The sequence below is a fragment of the Olleya sp. HaHaR_3_96 genome, from assembly GCF_019278545.1.
GTDB lineage: Bacteria > Bacteroidota > Bacteroidia > Flavobacteriales > Flavobacteriaceae > Olleya.
On the sequence record NZ_CP058987.1, the window covers coordinates 1,627,785 to 1,648,813 of the forward strand.

Consider the following 21,029-nt stretch of genomic DNA (forward strand, 5'->3'; position numbering starts at 1 on the left):
TTGTTCCGATTGAGTTAAAGTTTGTCCTAAGTTTTTTAAATTGTTCCTAATTAAAATTTACGTAATATTAAATAAATTGTGATCTTTTAAAGATAGTCACAACTTCTGTCTGTTCCCTGCGAGAGACTGTTTTTATTTAAAAATGTCTTTCACTTGATAAAAGAATCGTTCTGTTAATCTTAATTTTTCGGTTATAATCTCAGCAGAACCTCTCATTTCTTGTTTGAATTCTATAGGTTTTTTATAGGATGTAATTAACTCTGATGGTAGTTCCGCTAGAATAAGATAAAACCCTTCACTGTCTGGGATAGGTGAAATACGATTTACTTTAGCTTGTAGAGTTCCAAACTCGGATGTCGGATAATTTTCTAGTTGAATGTTAACACTTTGCCCTATTTTTAACTTTCCAGAATTAGTGGCAGGTGTTTTTAGTTTTGCAATAAAAGTTGAGCTTTCACTCGGTATAATGGTAAATACTAAATCCCCTTGATTGACGGTTTGATTTGGACTCCAATAATTGGAGAAGGCTACTTTGCCATCTATATTAGATTTTAAAACATAGTTTGTTTCCCAAACTCTAATTGCTTTTTTGAGTTGTCTAAAAGATTGAATGACACTTTTTAATAACATCATTTCTTCTTTTGTTTTATTTATTTCTGTGCCTTTTGAAGTGTTATTAGCATTACTAATAGATTCTCTAATTTGCGAAATTGAAGATTCAAAGCTTTTTAGATTTTGTTCTGCTTGAAGAAATTCTACTTGTTTGCTCTCATATTCTAAACGAGCAATAGTACCTTTTTCAAATAGTGTTTTATATCTGTTTAAGTCTTTTTGCTTTAAGGTTAATTGTGATCTATTTAATTCTAATTGTTCTTTGCTGCTTTTAAGTCTTCTGTGTAATTCTGATATAGAGTTTCTATTTGCTATGGCATCATTAGAAAATGGTTGTAAGCTTTTGTTTAAAGTATACTGTATGTAGTTGTTTTCAAATAAGGCATACTGTGTATCTATATCTCCTAGAAATAAAACGGGTAGTTCGTTTACAGGAAAATAGAAAGATTTTGTGTTTACTTTAATAGTATCAATTATAGATTTTAATTTATAAACGTCTTTAAAGTTAGAGGTGTTTTCTAAAATGGCAATAGGACTATTTTTAGCAATAATACTATTGTCACTAATTAAAATGGTCTCAAACTTACCTGTGGTTTGTGATAATAGTTTTTCTGGTGGTATTTTAGTGGTTAGTAAAGCTTCTGCAATTATAACATCAGGGTATTTTATTAGCCAGCTTAAACTGAAAAATAAAATTATTAAACCTAAAAATAAGAGGTTGCCATAGCGTATCATCCAATGGGGGACATAAGATAATATATCTTGTACTTGCTCGCTTCTTAATTCTATTTCTTCTAGTTTTTTTGACATTAGTTTTATAGTTAGGCAGTATCTATGTATTTCGGTCTTTTTTATATTTTTATGTGATTCTGAAATAAAATCACCATAGCGTTAATTTTTTTTTAAACTTTGTTTCATAATTTTGAATGGTTCTAATTCCCAAGTTCTAGTTGGTTTTTAACCAAGTGGTAATAGTTGCCTTTTTTTGCAACTAAGTCTTTGTGGTTTCCTATTTCAACTATTTTTCCGTGTTCTAGAACTACTATTTGGTGTGCGTTTTTTACGGTACTTAGTCTGTGTGCTATCACAACTACAGTTTTGTCTTCAAAAAAAGTGTCAAGATTTTCCATAATAACCTTTTCGTTATTAGCATCTAAGGCTGAGGTAGCTTCGTCAAAAAATAGATAATCAGGATTTTTGTAGACTGCTCTAGCTATAAATAATCGTTGTTTTTGTCCTGTACTTAAACCAGAACCTTCTACTCCAATTTTTGTGTTGTAAGATAATGGTAGCGATTCTATGTAGTCTTTTATATTAGCGACATCAATGGCGTGTGCTAATCTTTTTTTATCTACCATGTCTTCTCCAATAGCTATATTATTTGCTATAGTATCATTAAAAATATAGCCTTCTTGCATGACTACGCCATAATGATCTCGCCATGTTTTTTGAGAGATATTTTGTAATGAAAATTGATTTAATAAAATGTCGCCTTCATTAGGTTTGTAATAGCCCAAAAGCAATTTCATTAAAGTAGTTTTTCCGCTTCCACTTGCGCCAACAATTGCAGTGGTTTTATTTGCAGGAATATTAAGATTTAAGTCTTTTAAAACTTCAATGTCAGATCCTGTGTATTTAAATGTTAAGTCTTTAATAATGATTTTTTCGCTTTTTGGAATATCTTTTATTTTATTCTGTGGATCAATTTCTTCATTTTTTATATTATGAATTTCACCTAAGCGATCTAAAGATATTTTTGCGTCTTGTAATTCTCTAACAAAATTTATTAGTTGCTGTACAGGACTATTTAATTGCCCAACAATGTATGATATTGCCAACATCATCCCTAAAGTGATTTCTCCATCTATTACTAGTTTGGCAGATAGAATAGTAATAAAAATATTTTTTAATTCATTTATAAAAGAAGAACCTACACTCTGTGTTTGCTCTAATGCTAAACTTTTAATAGAGACTTTAAATAGTTTGGCTTGTGTGTGTTCCCAAGCCCAGCGTTTTTGCTTTTCTGCATTATGCAACTTGATGTCTTGCATACCGTTAATTAATTCTATAACTGTACTTTGCTCTTGGCTTAAAGCCGAAAAACGTTTGTAATCTAAAGTGGCTCGTTTTTTTAGAAATATTTTTATCCAAACAAAATATAGAACACTACCAATTAAAAATATGGTGAATATTTGTAAGCTATAGTAGGCTAACACGAAACTGAATATTATAAAATTGACCATTGAAAACAAAACGTTTAATGATGAGGTAGTTAGTATTTTTTCAATACGTTTATGGTCATTAATACGTTGCATTAAATCTCCTGTCATTTTTACATCAAAATAGGAGATGGGTAATAGCATTAATTTAATAAAGAAATCTGAGATTAAGGAAATATTGATTCTTGCGCTGACATGTAATAATATCCAACTTCTAATAGTTTCTATTGCTGTTCTTCCAATAAATAAAGCAACTTGCGCAAATAAAATAAGATAGATAAAGTTGAGGTCGTTATTTTCAATACCTACGTCTACAATGCTTTGCGTTAAAAATGGAACGACTAATTGTAATAAACTAGCAGCAAGTAATCCAATACAGAGTTGGATAATAAAGTATTTGTATTTTATTAAATATTTTGATAAGTAAGTGAAATCAAATTTTTGTGTTTCATTTTCCTCAAAGTCAGTGTTATAAAATTTAGGTGTAGGATCTAGTAATAATGCAATACCATCTTGTGTATTTGCTGTTGCATTATTCCCAATCCAGAATTTTAAAAACTCATCTTTTGTGTAACTTGTTAAGCCATGTGCTGGGTCTGAAACATAAAAAGTGTTTTTTTTTATTTTATAAAGCACCACATAATGATCCTTGTTCCAATGTAGGATACAAGGTAGTGGTGCTTTTTTTAATTCTTCTAAAGTTAATTTAACTCCCAAACTTCTAAATCCAATTATCTCACTAGCATCACTTAAATTTAATAAATTACTACCTTCTCTAGTGGTTTCACTAATATTTCTAATTTGTGCAATAGATAGGTTTTTATCATAATATTTAGTAATGATTTTTAAGCATGTTGGTCCACAGTCTTTTGACTCGGCTTGTTTGTATTTTGGGAATTTTTTCAAATATTAATTTTTAGGTGAATAGCTTATGATATTACATATCCTTTTTGAATAAATTAGTGACATTTTCCAGCCTCACAAGTACCAGTAGCAGTTTGCATTTGATGGACAGTCATACCTGTATTAAGACTGGTTGATTGACAGCTATCACTTGATGAGCAAGGACACCCAGGTGGGAGAAGGGAATCGGCTACAGAACAATACTCATCATACACTTTTAAATAGCTTAGACCTCCAAAGACAGTTTTTTGCTCATTTCGGGATAAAATTTTCCCTAAGTTTTGTAATTTTTTCATAATTAAAAATATTTGTAAATTATATTTGCTGTGAACATTAAAGACACTCACAGTTTGTGTCTATTCTTCGCGAGAGAATGTTTTTTGAGTAAAGCCCTTTAATTAAGGTTTTATTGTTTTTATAAATTTCCTTGTAATTGTTTGGTCTTTTGGGTGTTGTAAGTGTCGTATAGATCTTCTATAAAATATATTAAATCGGTTCTTTCGTAAGCCTTTGGATAGGATTTACTGTTAATTAAAATAGCTGGTGTAAAATTAATATTGTTGTCTAAGCACCATTTGTTTTCAGCTTCAAGACTATTAATATAATTAGCGATATCACCGCATGTTCCCCATTTAGATAGCCATGTTTTAATGTCTCCATCATTATAAATATCGTGCATTGCCTCAAGGCATTTAATTTCTCCTTCCGTGTTAAGAAGCTCCATTAATCTGCTAGTAACTTGTACGGCGTTACTTTTTATATTGCTAGTATTAATATTAAATCTAACTGTAATATTGATGTTGTTATGGTGCTTTTTTAAAATAGATTCAATTAGATTGTGAACACTTTTGCAATGTCCGCAAAAAGGATTTGTGACTACAGTAACTTTTAAAGGGGCATTTAAGTTACCAAAAACTATTTCAGGAGTATTTAGTATGCTAGTGTTTACCTTTTTTGACTTTTGTAGTAAAGTATTAAATAAATCGAAATTTTTTTTAAACTTGCTTGACTGTATTTTTAGTTTTTTAAAGTCTTGTTCTTGTTTTAATTTTGAGCTAATAAATAACCAAATTGAAGCTATGGTAATAAACGTAAATCCAATTATTAAAACTGTTTTTATATCTGTTACAGAAAATGATGAGTTAGAAAAGAAGTAGATAGAAGCTTGTGAAACTAAAACTGAAGCTATAGTTAAACATAAAACACACCAGTTTTTAGATATTTTTATTTGGTAGTAAATGGAGTATATTACAACAGGAGTTGCTGTTAAGCTTATTATATATAATGTGCTTATAGTTTTGGTAGTAAGGCTAATAAAAACGGCAGATATGCTAATAGCTACAAAGTAAACAAGGCTTAGATCACTAAGTTTTATGTTTTTGTATATGGTTGCTCCTTTAGAATTTAAAACAGCATTGCAGTTTGTGGTTTTGCTTTCTTGAGAGCAAATACTATCTATTATTTTTGAGCTTATGCCAAGGTCATGTTGTATGATTAAAAGGCTTACGACAATACCGACTATGGTTAATCCAAAGTATAAGGACACATATATTTCTGGAGTAGAATAATAAAATAAAATAATTAATAAAGCTAAAGCTAAAGCTGTAGCAAATAAAGGTTTTTGAAAGCTACTAGTGGGGATTTTATTTGTATTTTTTATATCGTCTTTTTCGACACCAACAATAATACCTGTAAATTGCTTTAAAAAGTTAGATTGGTTTAAAGATTTTTTTTCTTTGTTATTATAAATGGTTTTGTAGTTATTCCCTTTTTTTACAACTAAAGCAAAATTGGTATTGCCGTTATTGTCCAATTGAGCGATAAAACTATTGGGAAGTTGTTCCAATGTTTCTGTATCTATAGGAACTCTTATGGCAATATTATCAATATCAAAATGGCTTAACACGCCTGTTATAGCATGTAAACTAGGATAAGAGGGATGGCTTTGTATTTGGAAGTCCAGCTCTTCACTATCAATATTTATTTTGTTTTTTTGAAGAAGGGACTGTACTAAAAAGGATAATGTGTCTTTCAAATTAATTAAGAATTTGGTTGTTTTCTTAATTGTTCATACTTGTATCTATTTGTTACCCTTTATTATTTGTTTTTTTAATATAAAGACTAGTAATAAAGTGAATAAAATACTTATAAGTTTGTAATTCAGTGGTTTACTAGGTGTTTTTATTGGAGAATCATCACCTATTAAAATTAAAGACGACCAATAATAAGGAGATATTTGGCTTAAACTATGTGTGTTTAAGTAATCTAATTTAGCTTGTCTTAAGGCAGTATTTTTAGACTTGCCTTTTTTTATGTATTTATAGAAAGACACTGTTATTTCTGAATTGGATTTATCATTAACATTCCACAAGGAGGAAATAACACTATTAGCACCTGAATAGAAAAAGCCTCTTGCAAGACTAAAAACACCTTCTCCTTGGTTTGATTCTCCTAAAGAGCTTTTGCAAGAACTTAAGAATACTAATTCAGCCTGGTTTTTTGTCGTGTATAGTTCGTTAAGTTGTAGTTTTGTGTTTTTGAATGCTATCCAAGGGGGTATTGAATCGTTTGTGTCCGAATGGGTAGATAAATGTACTATTTTATAGTTATTTATGTTTTTTAGAAAACTATTTTTCGTGGCGTATTCATTATTTCTTGATTCTCCGGAAAATAAATTAGCTATAGTTTCAACTTCAGATTTACTCTGTGGTAAATTTATAAGATTATCGTAGTTAAAATTAATTGGAGCAAAACTGATAAAAGTATTTTTAGGATTTCTTTTTATTCTATTGTTCTTTAGTAAGTGAGTGGCTGAATAGGCATAGCTTATTTCGTGGTTTTTTATTAAGTAGTCGTTATTTTTAGTCAATAAAGCCTCAAAGGGAATGCTTTGTAAGTCGCTGTCAGGAATAATTAACAACTTATTATTGACTAAAAGTGGTGTTATTTCTTCGGGTAATAAGTCATTGTACAATGATTTTGCTATGTTTTCAAATTCAGTTTTTTCTTTTAAGCTTGATATTGGCTTTTTTATAAATTTTTTAAATTCGGTTATTTTTCTATCAAATAGTTTAAGATTATTTATTTTGAATAAAATAGTCTTATCCTGGGTAATAGCAATACCGTATAAAACATTAAATTGATTTTCTGTCTTATCCCATAAATAGGAGATTATACAAGTGTTTTTTTCTTTTATTGTATTTTGTAATGCTCTTAATGAGAGGATTTGATTTAGATTGTTTTTTGAGTTTTTATATGTAGGATAGTTTGCTTCTAGAGAGTCAGTTAATAATTTTAAAGTAACTTGCGTTTCAAATAAGTCCTTTTTTGCTTTTAGTAGTGCTTCGTTTTTTAATATATTTATTTCATTCTCGAGTAAGTAGATAGTCTTTTTTAGAAGAGTTTCTCTGGTTTTTATACTATCAGGTAGTATAGGTTTGCTATTAAATGTTATTTCATTTAGTAAAAGCAAGGCTTTACTTTTTTCAGAAAAATAGAAAGCAGATCCAATATCATTTATTTCATGACTAATATGTATCCCTAAATAATAAAAATGATATGCTCTTTTTCTCCAATGTAATTTTGTTTTTTCCGATTTTGTTTCTTTGAAGAGTAAATCAAAAATTTTGTCGGCTAATTTTATAATGTTTAATCCTTTTGTTAGATGCTTTTTGTCTTTTAATTTTATTAAAGCATAAGTTTTTTCAAATAAAGTGTTTAATAGGAGCTTTTTATTCTTGCACTTTTTGACATCGTTTAAATTTATAAGATCACCATTTTTTGTTTTTGTTAAAATTTCAATAGCTCTATTGTGATTTTTAATAGCTGTTTTATAATCACTTAATAGATAGTTTACTATGCCTAAATTTGTGTATATATCAGGGAATGAAATGGAGTCATAACTAAGTGCTGTTTTTATAGTGTTTTGAGCTGTTTTTAATTGTTTTGAAGATGCATTTATGTTTATGTTTATTGTGGAAATATTTGAATAAGTTTTTGATATTTTTTTTGAGTCATTTAGCTTTTTTGCAATAATAATAGCTTTTTTGTAATATTTTATAGCATAATTAAAATTAGATAACGCTTTGTAATAATTGCCGATATTATTACAAAGCGAATACTTTATTTTATTGGTAAGACTGAAACTTTTTTCTATTTCTAAAGCTTCTTTTAAAAAACTAATACTCTTGCTTATACTTTGTTTAGTGTTTAGCTTCCTGTATGCTTTCGCTATATCTAGATAGTTTGTAACAAGATTTTCGCGTTTTTTATTCTTATTATTAATATAAATTACTCTTTCTAAGTAATCTATTTCTTTGTAGTAGTCATTTAAATTGTTATAACATTTGGCTATAAAATTCAGATTTTCAACATGTGATAAATCACATGTTTGCAATGTGTTATTTATAGCTTCTTGATACCGTTTGTTTTGCGCTAATGACTTGGATTTGTTACAGTCGCTATTTTTTTTTTTGATTTCGACGCTATTGAATGAAAAGTAAAGGAGAATTAAGGAAATAAGCAATTTCACAGGCAATTATATTTTTTATTGAATTGTATTACTGGAAAGGACTGAAGGGTAAAATTGCTCTATTTTATCGTCAATTTCGTTAGCGACACAACAAGCTCTTGTAAACCAAAGTTCATTATTATTTACGACAGGTGTTGTTCCGGGTGCGGTTATAAAACCAACATATTCAAAATTTCTAATTTCAAGTAGAAATTTAGTTTCATCATTTTTGAAGTCTTCTCGTATATCAGATTTTTGAGCCTCTGTTTTGTCTACAAGATAGTTTATTCTCATTACGGTTATATAATCTTCGTTTATATCAGGGCTCTCTATGATTAAAGGGAAAGAAGAATTAATATAATTAATTATTGTAGTTAAATTAGTGTTTTGATATCTAAGAATATCATAGTCTATTTTTTTTGTCATAAATTCAATCTCGGTAAATGTTGCTATAAGGTTAGCTCTAAATATTGTTCTTTCATTCACAGTCATATTTGGTTTGTAGCGAATTATAAAGAAGTGATCTCGTGGATCAACAATGTAATTTCTATTTATTGCGCTTTTTGGATTAAGTGCTGTTTTTTTACTGGTTTCAGTAGGGGATAATGTAAGGGGTATTTCACTTTCAATATTTTCCTTTGGTAAATGTTCTCTGGTGCAACCCGTAAATAAAGCTAAACTTATTATTAATAGTAGAAGGGCTTTTCTCGTTTGATTCATTTTCATTTTGTTTAGTATGTATGTTAATACAAAAACGTTCATAAATATATATATTTGTTACCCAGTTGCAAGATCATTTTACGAAATCATTTTTATTATACCTTTTTTGGTGTGATTTTTGGGGATAACAAATTACTAACAAATTTTTCTTTTAATGAAAAAAACAAATTACTTTATTAATGGTTTGAAAACTAAAAATGAAAAAGTAATATTAGAAATCTACAGGACCATCTATCCAAATGTTAAACGTTTTGTGCTGCAAAATTCGGGACAAGAACCCGATGCCGAAGATGTTTTTCAAAAAGCTATTGTACAAATTATGGCTAGGGTGCAAGTCCAAAACATAGAAATTAACGCAACATTTGATGGTTATTTGTTTACGGCCTGTAAGAATTTATGGCGCAGAGAATTAAATAAATCAAAACGGATGGTAACAATTGATCAACCTATCGAACTTAATAGTGACGCTAACGATATGGCTACATCTGTTTTAGAACAAGAACGTTGGGAGTTTTTTCAAGAAAAGCTTGAGTTAATTTCTGGTAATTGTAAAGAGATTTTAAAACGTTTTTTTAAAAAAGTAGCTTATAAGGACATTGCTGTAGAGTTAGATTATAATGATGAAAATGTAGTGAGACAGCGTGTATTTAAGTGTAAAAAGAAATTAATAGAGATGATTACAAAAGATAGTCGTTTTAATCAACTAAAGACATTATGAGTTTATCTGACAACCTACTTAAACAAGCAGATAATTATTTAGAGAAACTATTGTCTGAATCAGAAAGTGCTGCTTTTGAAATAGAATTGTCTACTAATACAGAGTTACGAGAGTATTTATCAATAAACAAAGAACTTGGAATACAGTTTGACAATAAAGACTGGCAGTTTGTTGATACTTCAAAATCACCTCAAGTTAAAGATTTAGAGGATTACTTTAAAAGTGAAGAAGCGCAAGCGTTAAAAGCAGTATTGAATAAAGTTGAGAATAATTATAAGGACACCCCAAAATCTAAAAGTAATAATAAAATAAAACGATATACTATTTTTGCGATAGCAGCTTCTGTGGTCTTGCTTATTGGTTTGTTTTTTTTTAGTAATAATCAGAATATTTATAATGATTATAATTCTTGGCAAGAGTTACCGTCCTTAATAGAGAGAGGGGATTCTGAAAGCATAACATTGCAAGACGCGGAATTGGCATTTATAGCCAAAGATTATTTGACGGCAACTACTTTATGTAGTAAATACCTTACGGAAACAAAATCAATTAATATTAATGTATACCTATATCTTGGAATTGCTCAACTAGAGTTAAATCAAAAAGAAAACGCTTTGTCTTCTTTTGATGCGATGTTAAAAAGTGATAGTATCGATTTTTCTAAAGGTTTTTGGTACAAGACTTTAGTGTATTTAAAAGCTAAGGATACAAATAACGCAATTAAGCAATTAGAGTTAATTGTTAAAGATTCTACTAATTATAAATTTTCTGAGGCAGAAAAGATTTTAAAGCGGCTTAAAAATTAAGAGGAGTTTAGTTAATGTTCTTGTTTGAAAAGACTTACAGTTTTTTAAGCCTTTCATATAAATATTAACCTTAAAACGTATTTCTTTAACATTTTATCGGATTAAAAGTGCGTTTTGACGAGTTGTTTGTCATTTCGTCGATTATAATTGCATTTCACGGAGTTATTTGTCTATATTCGTCGCGTGTTTAAATGTTGAATAATTATGATTAAAAATGTCTCGTTAACAATAGCGTTTGTCTTATTGATGCTATTGCCTATTTGTTTATTAGCTCAAACAGGTCCTGGTGGTGTCGGTGATGCAACCAATCAAGTATTATGGTTAAAGCCTGATGCTTTCTCTGTTGTTGATGGTGCAAGTATAGATACCTGGGATGATGATTCCGGAAATGTTAATACTTTGTCTCAGCCAGATGTTACCTTTAGACCAATAGTCAAAACTAATATATTAAATAGTTATGATGTTGTTAGGTTTGGAGTGGGTAATAGAAGATTGAGAAAAACTAATTTTACAACTTTTCCAACGACCCAAATTACAACTTTTTATATTAATAAAACAACTGACAGTAACGATGGGGTTTTATCTTATGCATCATCTGCTCATAATAATGATTACCTTATTTATAGGAGTAATAGTTTAGAGTATTATCGTAGTAATCAAACAAATATGAATATTGACGCTAACGATGGTAATTGGCACATGGTAGATATGAGTTGGAACAGTGCAGGGGTGGGATTAACGTCTTATTTGGATGGGACGTTAAGAAGAACTGTTGGATTTAAGCTTGGAACCTCAATAACATCCGGTGGTAGTTTAGCATTAGCTGGAGAACAAGATTCTGTAGATGGCAATTATGTTGCTAATCAATCACATCAAGGTGATTTTACTGAGGTTATTATTTTTAATGAAGCTCTAAGTACTGCTAAAAGAGTAATCGTGCAAAATTACCTTACTGCAAAGTATAGTTTAACACTAAATAATGCTGTAGATTTTTATACTCAAGATAATCCTGCAAACGGTAATTTCGATTTTGACGTTGCAGGAATAGGTCAAGCTTCAGATGGGAGTAATCATACAGATTCTCAAGGAACCGGAATTGTAAAGATTAATACACCTTCAGCATTATCAAATGGTGATTTCTTATTCTGGGGAGAGGAAAGTAAGGATCCAAGTTATGGTTTTGTGACAAACGCTTCTAATTATAGTGATGAGCTTAATTCTAAATGGAGAGTTAGTAAGGTTGGAGATCTAGGTACGGTATCTGTCGTTTTTGATGTTTCTGGCATGTCAGTGGGTGCTATTTGTGGCAATTTACAATTAGTTGTAGATAACGATAGTGATTTTAGTAGTCCAACAGCTTACAATCTAACCGTTTCAGGGACAACAGCAACAGCGACAGGTGTGTCATTTTCTGATGCAGATTATTTTACATTAAGATATCCAGATCAGATAGTATGGAATGGAACCGCTTTTTTTAATGGTTCAGGAGCTTTAAATGCGCCAGATAACACTGATTCCTGTTTAAAATTGACCGTTAAATCTGGAAATACAGCCGTTTTAACTGCAGATGCATCTGTAAGAGAGATAGAAGTGGAGCCGGGAGCAACATTACAAGTCAATGATGGTGTATTGCTAGAAGTGGACAATGGAATATTTAATCAAGGTACAATAGAATTTTTAGGAGAAGCCCAGCTAATCCAAAATCATACAGGAGTTTCTTTAAATACAGGAAGTGGAGATTTAAAAATTAGACAAGAAGGGACTTTTAACTTATATAACTATAATTATTGGAGTGCACCAGTCCATAGAAGTGGTGATTGGCAAGTTGGTTATTTAGAAACAGAGGCTGGACCGGTTGGGTTTACGGGAGGGTATGATGCTAATCCATCTGCTAGTCCTATTGAATTAAGTAGTTATTGGTTGTATACATTTAACGATTTAATAGATAATTATTATGGTTGGAATCATATCACTCCAACTACCGGTGTAACTCCAGCTATGGGGTATCTTATGAAAGGTTCTGGTAATACGACACCAACACCAACGACTGATCAAACTTATGTTTTTAGAGGTACGGCAAATGATGGCGATTATAGTATTCCTGTTATTAGTGGTAATCAAGTTTTAATTGGTAACCCTTATCCATCAGCAATAACAGCAACAGCTTTTATTAATGATAATTCGGCTGTAATCGGTGGGTCTATTTATTTTTATGAGCATTTTCAGGAAAATAACACTCATATATTAGCTGATTATCAAGGCGGATACGCTACTCGTAATTTACTAGCAGGTTTAGAAGCACCATCTTTACCTTCTACTGGTAACTCGTCGTCAAAAGGAGCGCCGGAAGATGGTGTTGCAGTTGGGCAGGGTTTCTTTGTCAAAATTCAAAATACCGGTGCTGTTCAGTTTAGTAATAGTCAACGTGTATATGCTCGAGAATCTTTAAGTGAATCTGTGTTTTATAGGTCAGCACAAAATACGCCTACAGATGATAGAATTATATTTTGGCTTAAATTTAAAGACCATTTAAATAACGAATCAACAATAGCTTTAGGTTATGATACTAATGCGAGTGAAGACTATGATAATGGTTATGATAGTGAGTCTTTTAATGAGTTACCAAATGAATTGTATTGGCCAATAATAGACAAAAAAATGTGTATTCAAGGATTGAATAATTTTGATTTTTCAGATGAAATACCATTAGGTATCGACATCACAAACTCAGGAGATTTTACTTTTGAAATTGATAGAACAGTAAACTTCCCTGCTAACGAAACTATTTACTTAAAGGATAATCAGACTAATTTATTTTATGATATACAATCTAACCCTATAACGTTAAGTTTAAGTGAGGGTGATGATGAGTCTCGGTTTTCTATCGTTTATCAAAATGCAGAAAGTTTATCTACAGATGATTTTGATAGTGACGCCTCTGGATTGTATTATAATGTAAATAAGGATGCTTTAGTTTTTGCAACTTTGGATAATTTAAATAACATTGAGGCTATAACTATTTATAATGTATTAGGTCAAAAAGTAAAAGTGTTAGATGATGTAAATTCTAAAGAAGTTGATCTTTCATTTTTGAAAACTGGTATTTATATTGCTGAAATTAATGATAGTTTTTGCCGAAAATTAAAATTTATAAAACCATAGTGGAAAACAAAATAAATGTGTATTAAATAGTTGTCGTTAAATGATTTTTGTGATGTAAAGATTCTAAAATAAAGACGACTAATATTTAAATAATAATGCGTGATAAAGTAGTCTCTAAACTTCAATAAAAATCAAAATTTTGAATATTTTTTATATTGAAAAGGTTCTTTTTTAATTATATATAAAATAGGAAGTGTGGTTTTAACCACAGTAGTCGGTAGTATTTACCTTTCATCGAATTTTATTAACTCCTTCTTTAAAAGCAGTTTAGATTTTATATATTCGCAGCCCCTTAAATCGTTAATAGCATGTTTAAAAATTCTTTATTGTCAATAATGCTTGGTGCATTATTGTTATTATTACCTACTTATTTATTTTCTCAAACAGGTCCTGGCGGTGTCGGTGATGCAACCAATCAAGTTTTATGGTTAAAGCCTGACGCTTTCTCTGTTGCAGATGGTACAAGTATTGACTCTTGGGATGATGATTCCGGAAATATTAATACATTGTCGCAACCAGATGTTGCCTTTAGACCAATAGTTAAAACTAATATCGTAAATGGTTACGATGTGGTTAGGTTTGAAGTAGGAAATAGGCGATTGCGAAAAACTAATTTCACGACTTTTCCTTCTACGGAAATAAGCACATTTTACATTAATAAAACAACTGATTCTGGAGATGGAATCTTATCATATAATTCTGCTGGTCGCGATAATGATTACTTGTTGTTTAACAGTGGAAACTTAAATTATTATCGAGCGACAAATACGACGCTTAATATTGATGCTAATGATGGTAATTGGCACATGGTGGATATGAGTTGGACAAACACTGGTACAGGTTTATTTTCTTATTTGGATGGAGCGTTAAAGAAAAATGTTGGTTTTAGGAATGGTAATTCAATTACTCCGGGAGGAAGCTTAGCTTTAGGAGCAGAGCAAGATGCTGTAGATGGTTCGTATGCAGATAATCAATCGCATCAGGGTGATTTTACTGAGGTTATAATTTTTAATGAAGCTCTAAGTACAGCTAAAAGAGTCATTGTTCAAAATTATTTGACTGCGAAATATGGAATAACTTTAAATAGCACAGTTGATTTTTATACACAAGATAATGCTGCAAATGGAAACTTTGATCATAACGTCGCAGGAATAGGGCAAGCTACAGATGGAAGTAATCATATAGATTCTCAAGGGACTGGAATTGTTAGGATTAATACGCCTTCGGCATTATCTAATGGAGACTTTTTGTTTTGGGGGGAAGATATTAAGGATCCAAGTTATGCTTTTGTAACAAATTCTTCTAATTATAGTGATGAACTAAATTCGAAATGGAGAGTCAGTAAAGTAGGAGATTTGGGTACGGTAAACGTGTCTTTCGATATTTCAAGTATGCCTATCGCTGTTGTATGCGGAGGTTTGCAATTAGTAGTGGATAATGATAGTGATTTTAGTAGTCCTACATCATATAATCTTACGGTTTCAGGTACAACAGCAACAGTTTCAGGTGTGTCATTTTCCGACTCGGATTATTTTACATTAAGATATACGGATCAAATTGTTTGGAATGGGACAGCCTTTTTTAATGGTTCAGGTGCTTTAAATGCACCAGATAATACCGATGCGTGTTTAAAGTTGACGGTTAAATCTGGAAATACAGCAATTTTAACAGCGGATGCACATATTAGAGAGGTCGAAGTAGAGCCAGGAGCCATGTTACAAGTTAATGATGGTGTATTGCTAGAGGTGGACAATGGAATATTTAATCAAGGTACAATTGATTTACTAGGAGAAGCTCAGTTAATACAAAATCATACAGGAACTTCCTTAAATACAGGAAGTGGTGATTTAAAAATTAGACAGGAAGGGACTTTTAATTTATATAATTATAATTATTGGAGTGCACCGGTTAACAGAAGTGGTAATTGGGAAGTAGGATATTTGGAAACAGAGTCAGGGCCTATTGGGTTTACTGGAGGGTATGATGCTAATCCATCTGCTAGTCCTATTGAATTGAGTAGTTATTGGTTATATACTTTTAACGATTTAATAGATAATTATTACGGTTGGAACCATATAACGCCAACTACAGGGGTGACACCAGCAATGGGATATCTTATGAAAGGTTCTGGAAATGCAACACCGACACCAATGACTGATCAGACTTACGTTTTTAAAGGAACAGCCAATGATGGAGATTATAGTATTCCTGCTATAAGCGGTAATCAAGTCTTGGTTGGGAATCCTTATCCATCCACGATGAGTGCAAAAGAGTTTATTAATGATAACTCATCTGTAATTCAGGGGTCTATCTATCTTTATGAGCATTTTCAAGAGAATAATACACATATATTAGCCGATTATCAAGGAGGGTACGCCACTCGTAATAATCTTACCGGTGTAGAGGCGCCATCATTACCTTCTACAGGTAATGCTTCTTCAAAAGGAGCACCTGAAGATGCTGTCGCAGTTGCTCAGGGTTTCTTTGTGAAAATTCAAAGTACAGGGACTGTTCATTTTCGTAATAGTCAACGGGTTTTCGCAAGAGAGTCTTTAGGTGAATCTACATTTTATAGATCTGCACAAAGCACGCCTGCAGATGACCGAATTATATTTTGGCTTAAATTTAAAGACCATCAAAATAACGAATCGACAATAGCTTTAGGTTATGATACTAATGCGAGTGTAGGGTTTGATAATGGTTATGATAGTGAGTCTTTTAATGAGTTGCCAAACGAGGTGTATTGGCCAATAATAGATAAGAAAATGTGTATTCAGGGATTGAATAGTTTTGATGTTTCAGATGAAATTCCATTAGGTATTGCTATCTCGGAATCAGGAGATTTTACTTTTGAAATTGATAGAACATTAAATTTTCCTACTAACGAAACTATTTATTTAAAGGATAGCCAGACTAATACATTTTATGATATACAATCTAATCCAGTGACTTTAAATATAAGTGATGGAGAGAGCCAATCTAGATTTTCGATTGTTTATCAAACTACAGAAAGTTTATCTACAGATAATTTTGATGCTGACGCAGCGGGATTATATTATAATGTAGATAAGGACGCTTTAGTTTTTACAACTTTGAATAATGTAAAGAACATTGAGACTATAACTATTTATAATCTATTAGGTCAAAAAGTTAAAGTATTAGAAGGTGTAGATTCTAGAGAAGTTGATCTTTCATTTTTGAAAACTGGTATTTATATTGCTGAGATTAATCAGGATTACGGTCAGAAAATAACACTTAAATTTATAAAACCGTGAGTACTTTAGGATACCAAGGTATAGGATTAGTAAAAACTTAAAATTATTATGTAGCATAGTAGGAGGACTAAAGTTTATAGTTAGTTTATAAATGTTTTATCCTGATGTGATATGTAATTAGGCCTCATAAATTAGGCAGTACTTTTTGTCTACAATCTGTTTTTAGCTGTGTTTGCCGATTAAACTATATTTTTTACTGCATCTTATCTGACTTATATGTTCTTTGTCGATTTTTATTAATAGTAATATTAAAAACATCTGACAGTCTTTTAGTTTGTATATATTCGTAATGCCCTAAAATTATTACTAGCATGTTAAAAAAATATTTATTATCACTAATACTTTTTGCCTTTTTATTACCTACTTATTTATTTGCTCAAACTGGGCCAGGTGGAGTTGGTTCCAATGATGGTAGTTCAAGTTTAATTATATGGTATCGTCCAGATAACGGTATTTCGACTTCAGGCTCATTAATAGATTTATGGACTAATTCAGCAGGAGTTACTGCTTTTGATATTAGTGAGACGGCGGGCTATAGACCCACATTAAATGTAGCAGCTGTAAATGGTTATGACGAAATAGCGTTTAATGGCGCTAATAGACTTAGAACAGGTTTAACATTAACTACATCTAATTTTGTTACAAATCAAGCTTCTTCATTTACGGTTGCAAAGGCTAACAATACATCACAGAGGTCAGTGGTTTATACTACAGATCCATTAGTAGGGACTACTAGATTTTCTAATCATATTCCTTGGAATGGAACGGTTTATTATGATATTGGTACTTGTTGTGGTGCCGCTGGACGCATCCAGGTCGGAGGCTTGACTGATTTATTGGATTATTCTATATGGTCTTATGATGCGGACCCTACAACAGGTAAGCAGCTGTATCGAAATGAAGATTTACTAGCCACAGTTGCAGGAAGTTCTACTTATAATTCGCATAGTTCTCAAAGATTTAATTTAGGAGGAAATACAACAAGTACTAATGGTTTTTCAGGTGATATTACCGAGTTAGTCATTTTTAAAGAAAAAGTAAACGCATCCCAGCGCATTATTATTGATAATTATTTGTCTTCTAAATTTAATCGTTCTTTAACAAGTAACGACTTATATACTCAAGACAATCTTGCAAATGGTGATTTTGATCATGACGTTGCAGGAATAGGTCAAGCAGCAGATGGAAGTAATCAAACAGATTCTCAAGGAACCGGAATTGTAAGGATTAATACGCCTTCGGCATTATCTAATGGCGATTTTTTGTTTTGGGGAGAAAATATTAAGGATCCGAGTTATGCTTTTGTAACAAATTCTTCTAATTATAGCGATCAACTTAATTCTAAATGGAGAATCAGTAAAGTCGGAGATTTGGGTACGGTAACCATGTCTTTTGATATTTCAAGTATGCCTATCGCTGTTATTTGTGGTGATTTACAATTGGTGGTGGATAACGATAGTGATTTTAGTAGTCCTACAGCTTATAATTTGACCGTTTCAGGAACAACAGCAACAGTTACAGGTGTGTCATTTTCGGACGCTGATTATTTCACATTAAGATATACGGATCAAATCGTTTGGAACGGAACTGCTTTTTTTAACGGTTCAGGTGCTTTACATGCACCAGATAATACCGATGCTTGTTTAAAGTTCACCGTTAAATCTGGAAGTACAGCCATTTTAACTGCAGATGCACATGTTAGAGAGGTTGAGGTGGAGCCAGGAGCAATATTGCAAGTCAATGATGGCGTGTTGTTAGAGGTAGAAAATGGAATATTTAATGAAGGTACAGTAGAGTTTTTAGGAGAAGCTCAGCTAATTCAAAATCATACAGGAGTTTCTTTAAATACAGGAAGTGGAGATTTAAAAATTAGACAAGAAGGGACTTTTAATTTATATAATTATAATTATTGGAGTGCACCAGTCCATAGAAGTGGTGATTGGCAAGTTGGTTATTTAGAAACAGAGGCTGGGCCAATAGGTTTTACAGGAGGGTATGATGCTAATCCATCTGCCAGTCCTATTGAATTAAGTAGTTATTGGTTGTATACTTTTAATGATTTAATAGATAATTATTATGGGTGGAACCATATCACCCCAACTACCGGAGTAACTCCAGCTATGGGTTATCTTATGAAAGGTTCTGGTAATACAACACCAACAGCAACTACTGATCAGACTTATGTTTTTAGAGGTACGGCAAATGATGGCGATTATAATATTCCTGTTATTAATGGTAATCAAGTTTTAATTGGTAACCCTTATCCATCAGCAATAACGGCAACAGCTTTTATTAATGATAATTCGGCTGTAATTGGTGGCTCTATTTATTTTTATGAACACTTTCAGGCAAATAACACTCATATATTAGCTGATTATCAAGGAGGATACGCTACTCGTAATTTACTAACAGGTGTAGAAGCACCATCTTTACCTTCTACTGGTAGCTCGTCGTCAAAAGGAGCGCCGGAAGATGGGGTTGCAGTTGGGCAGGGTTTCTTTGTCAAAATTCAAAATACCGGTGCTGTTCAGTTTAGTAATAGTCAACGTGTATATGCTCGAGAATCTTTAAGTGAATCTGTGTTTTATAGGTCAGCACAAAATACGCCTACAGATGACAGGATTATATTTTGGCTTAAATTTAAAGACCATCTAAATAACGAATCGACAATAGCTTTAGGTTATGATACTAATGCTAGTGTAGATTATGATAATGGTTATGATAGTGAGTCTTTTAATGAGTTACCAAATGAGTTATATTGGCCAATAATTGACAAAAAAATGTGTATTCAAGGATTGAATAGTTTTGATGTTTCAGATGAAATTCCATTAGGTATCGACATCACAAACTCAGGAGACTTTACTTTTGAGGTTGATAGAACAGTAAACTTCCCTGCTAACGAAACTATTTACTTAAAGGATAATCAAACTAATATGTTTTACGATATACAATCTAATCCTGTAACGTTAAGTCTAAGTGAAGGTGAAGATGAGTCTCGATTTTCTATCGTTTATCAAAATGCAGAAAGTTTATCTACAGATGATTTTGATGCTGAAGCCTCTGGATTGTATTATAATGTAGATAAAGAAGCCTTAGTTTTTACAACTTTGAATAATGTAAATTCTATTGAAACGATAGCTATTTATAATGTATTGGGCCAAAAAGTAACAAATTTAGAAGATGTAGACGATAGAGAAGTTGATCTTTCATTTTTGAAAACAGGGATATATATTGCTGAGATTAGTAAGTATTCTGGTCAAAAATTAAAGTTGAAATTTGCAAAACAATAATGTCTAATAAAACGAAATACTCTTTATTAACGGCATTAATCATAATAGCAACTTACGGTACAAAGGAATATTTGGATGTAAGAGATAAAACGGAAGTTGTCGAAGAAGGCGCTACCGTAAAATCTGACACAAACGAATACTTTTTACCAACAAGCACCACGGGGCAAATTGTGCATCATGATGGTTATAGTTTAAGTTATAGCGAACCGCATGAGCAAGCAGAGTGGGTGGCTTATGAACTTAAAAAAATACATTTATCAAAGAACGACTTTAAAAGACCTTATTTTGAAGTGGATGATGCTGTAAAAACGGGTGCTGCACATTGGCGTAATTATAAAAAATCAGGCTATGATCGTGGACATTTATGTCCTGCGGCAGATAGGAAGTTTAGTAAAGCAGCGCATGACGAAACTTTTTTAACGAGTAATGTTTCTCCGCAACGACATGATTTTAATGCCGGTGTTTGGAATCGATTAGAACAGAAGACACGGTATTGGGCAAGTAGGTATGATGGTGTTTTTGTTGTTTCTGGGGGTATTCTAAAAGGTAAAATGAAAACTATCGGCACAGAAAAAGTAGCTGTTCCTAATCAATTTTATAAAGTATTAATAGATAATAATTCTGGTAAAACTAAGGTTATTGCCTTTTTGATGCCGCATCAAGAGTCTGATCAACCATTATATAAATTTGTAACGTCAGTTGATACTATTGAGGATTTAACAGGAATTGATTTCTTTTCAGAATTAGATGATGCTACAGAGAATAGATTAGAAGCGTCAAGTGATTATAAAGGCTGGAGTTTTTAGATTGTTTT

At 31.5% G+C, this 21,029-nt stretch carries 11 protein-coding genes; 6 read left to right on the plus strand and 5 right to left on the minus strand.

Annotated elements, in window-relative coordinates; translation table 11 throughout:
• Window positions 1-132 precede the first annotated feature (132 nt).
• The 5 genes from H0I26_RS07060 to H0I26_RS07080 form a co-directional block, all read right to left on the minus strand.
• Complete coding sequence (locus tag H0I26_RS07060; RefSeq protein WP_218701605.1) at window positions 133-1,422, minus strand: HlyD family secretion protein; 1,290 nt, start codon at window positions 1,420-1,422, stop codon at window positions 133-135.
• 122 nt (window positions 1,423-1,544) lie between these two features.
• Window positions 1,545-3,737 carry a peptidase domain-containing ABC transporter gene (locus tag H0I26_RS07065; RefSeq protein ID WP_218701606.1) on the minus strand — a complete coding sequence of 731 codons (2,193 nt, stop codon included), beginning with the start codon at window positions 3,735-3,737 and terminating at the stop codon, window positions 1,545-1,547.
• Between the two features lie 412 nt (window positions 3,738-4,149).
• Window positions 4,150-5,769: a vitamin K epoxide reductase family protein gene (locus H0I26_RS07070; protein ID WP_218701607.1), complete on the minus strand. Its 1,620-nt coding sequence runs from the start codon at window positions 5,767-5,769 to the stop codon at window positions 4,150-4,152.
• Between the two features lie 45 nt (window positions 5,770-5,814).
• Window positions 5,815-8,265 (minus strand): CHAT domain-containing protein, encoded by a 2,451-nt coding sequence (locus H0I26_RS07075; RefSeq protein WP_218701608.1) that lies wholly within the window; start codon window positions 8,263-8,265, stop codon window positions 5,815-5,817.
• Window positions 8,266-8,280: 15 nt separating this feature from the next.
• Window positions 8,281-8,964 (minus strand): hypothetical protein, encoded by a 684-nt coding sequence (locus tag H0I26_RS07080; RefSeq protein ID WP_218701609.1) that lies wholly within the window; start codon window positions 8,962-8,964, stop codon window positions 8,281-8,283.
• A gap of 154 nt (window positions 8,965-9,118) precedes the next feature.
• Here H0I26_RS07080 and H0I26_RS07085 point away from each other — a divergent pair, with 154 nt between their 5' ends.
• From H0I26_RS07085 to H0I26_RS07110, 6 genes are all read left to right on the plus strand, one after another.
• Complete coding sequence (locus H0I26_RS07085; RefSeq protein ID WP_218701610.1) at window positions 9,119-9,682, plus strand: RNA polymerase sigma factor; 564 nt, start codon at window positions 9,119-9,121, stop codon at window positions 9,680-9,682.
• Entirely contained in the window at window positions 9,679-10,488 is an 810-nt protein-coding gene (locus H0I26_RS07090; protein WP_218701611.1) for a hypothetical protein, read from the plus strand. The genes H0I26_RS07085 and H0I26_RS07090 overlap by 4 nt, the downstream gene beginning before the upstream one ends.
• Before the next feature lie 204 nt (window positions 10,489-10,692).
• Window positions 10,693-13,650, plus strand: coding sequence for a T9SS type A sorting domain-containing protein (locus H0I26_RS07095; RefSeq protein ID WP_218701612.1), 2,958 nt, complete (start codon window positions 10,693-10,695; stop codon window positions 13,648-13,650).
• A gap of 308 nt (window positions 13,651-13,958) precedes the next feature.
• The gene (locus H0I26_RS07100; RefSeq protein ID WP_218701613.1) at window positions 13,959-16,925 is read left to right on the plus strand and encodes a T9SS type A sorting domain-containing protein; all 2,967 of its coding nucleotides are present in this window, start codon (window positions 13,959-13,961) and stop codon (window positions 16,923-16,925) included.
• 311 nt (window positions 16,926-17,236) lie between these two features.
• Window positions 17,237-20,215, plus strand: a complete 2,979-nt coding sequence (locus tag H0I26_RS07105; protein ID WP_218701614.1) for a T9SS type A sorting domain-containing protein — start codon at window positions 17,237-17,239, stop codon at window positions 20,213-20,215.
• The gene (locus H0I26_RS07110; protein WP_218701615.1) at window positions 20,215-21,021 is read left to right on the plus strand and encodes a DNA/RNA non-specific endonuclease; all 807 of its coding nucleotides are present in this window, start codon (window positions 20,215-20,217) and stop codon (window positions 21,019-21,021) included. The genes H0I26_RS07105 and H0I26_RS07110 overlap by 1 nt, the downstream gene beginning before the upstream one ends.
• The last annotated feature ends 8 nt before the right edge of the window (window positions 21,022-21,029 follow it).

Bases quoted from the DNA above. Each gene is read 5' to 3' on its own strand.
- H0I26_RS07095 (WP_218701612.1), top strand. From the start codon at position 10,693: ATGATTAAAAATGTCTCGTTAACAATAGCGTTTGTCTTATTGATGCTA.
- H0I26_RS07085 (WP_218701610.1), top strand. From the start codon at position 9,119: ATGAAAAAAACAAATTACTTTATTAATGGTTTGAAAACTAAAAATGAA.
- H0I26_RS07100 (WP_218701613.1), top strand. From the start codon at position 13,959: ATGTTTAAAAATTCTTTATTGTCAATAATGCTTGGTGCATTATTGTTA.
- H0I26_RS07110 (WP_218701615.1), top strand. From the start codon at position 20,215: ATGTCTAATAAAACGAAATACTCTTTATTAACGGCATTAATCATAATA.
- H0I26_RS07080 (WP_218701609.1), bottom strand. From the start codon at position 8,964: ATGAATCAAACGAGAAAAGCCCTTCTACTATTAATAATAAGTTTAGCT.
- H0I26_RS07105 (WP_218701614.1), top strand. From the start codon at position 17,237: ATGTTAAAAAAATATTTATTATCACTAATACTTTTTGCCTTTTTATTA.
- H0I26_RS07090 (WP_218701611.1), top strand. From the start codon at position 9,679: ATGAGTTTATCTGACAACCTACTTAAACAAGCAGATAATTATTTAGAG.
- H0I26_RS07060 (WP_218701605.1), bottom strand. From the start codon at position 1,422: ATGTCAAAAAAACTAGAAGAAATAGAATTAAGAAGCGAGCAAGTACAA.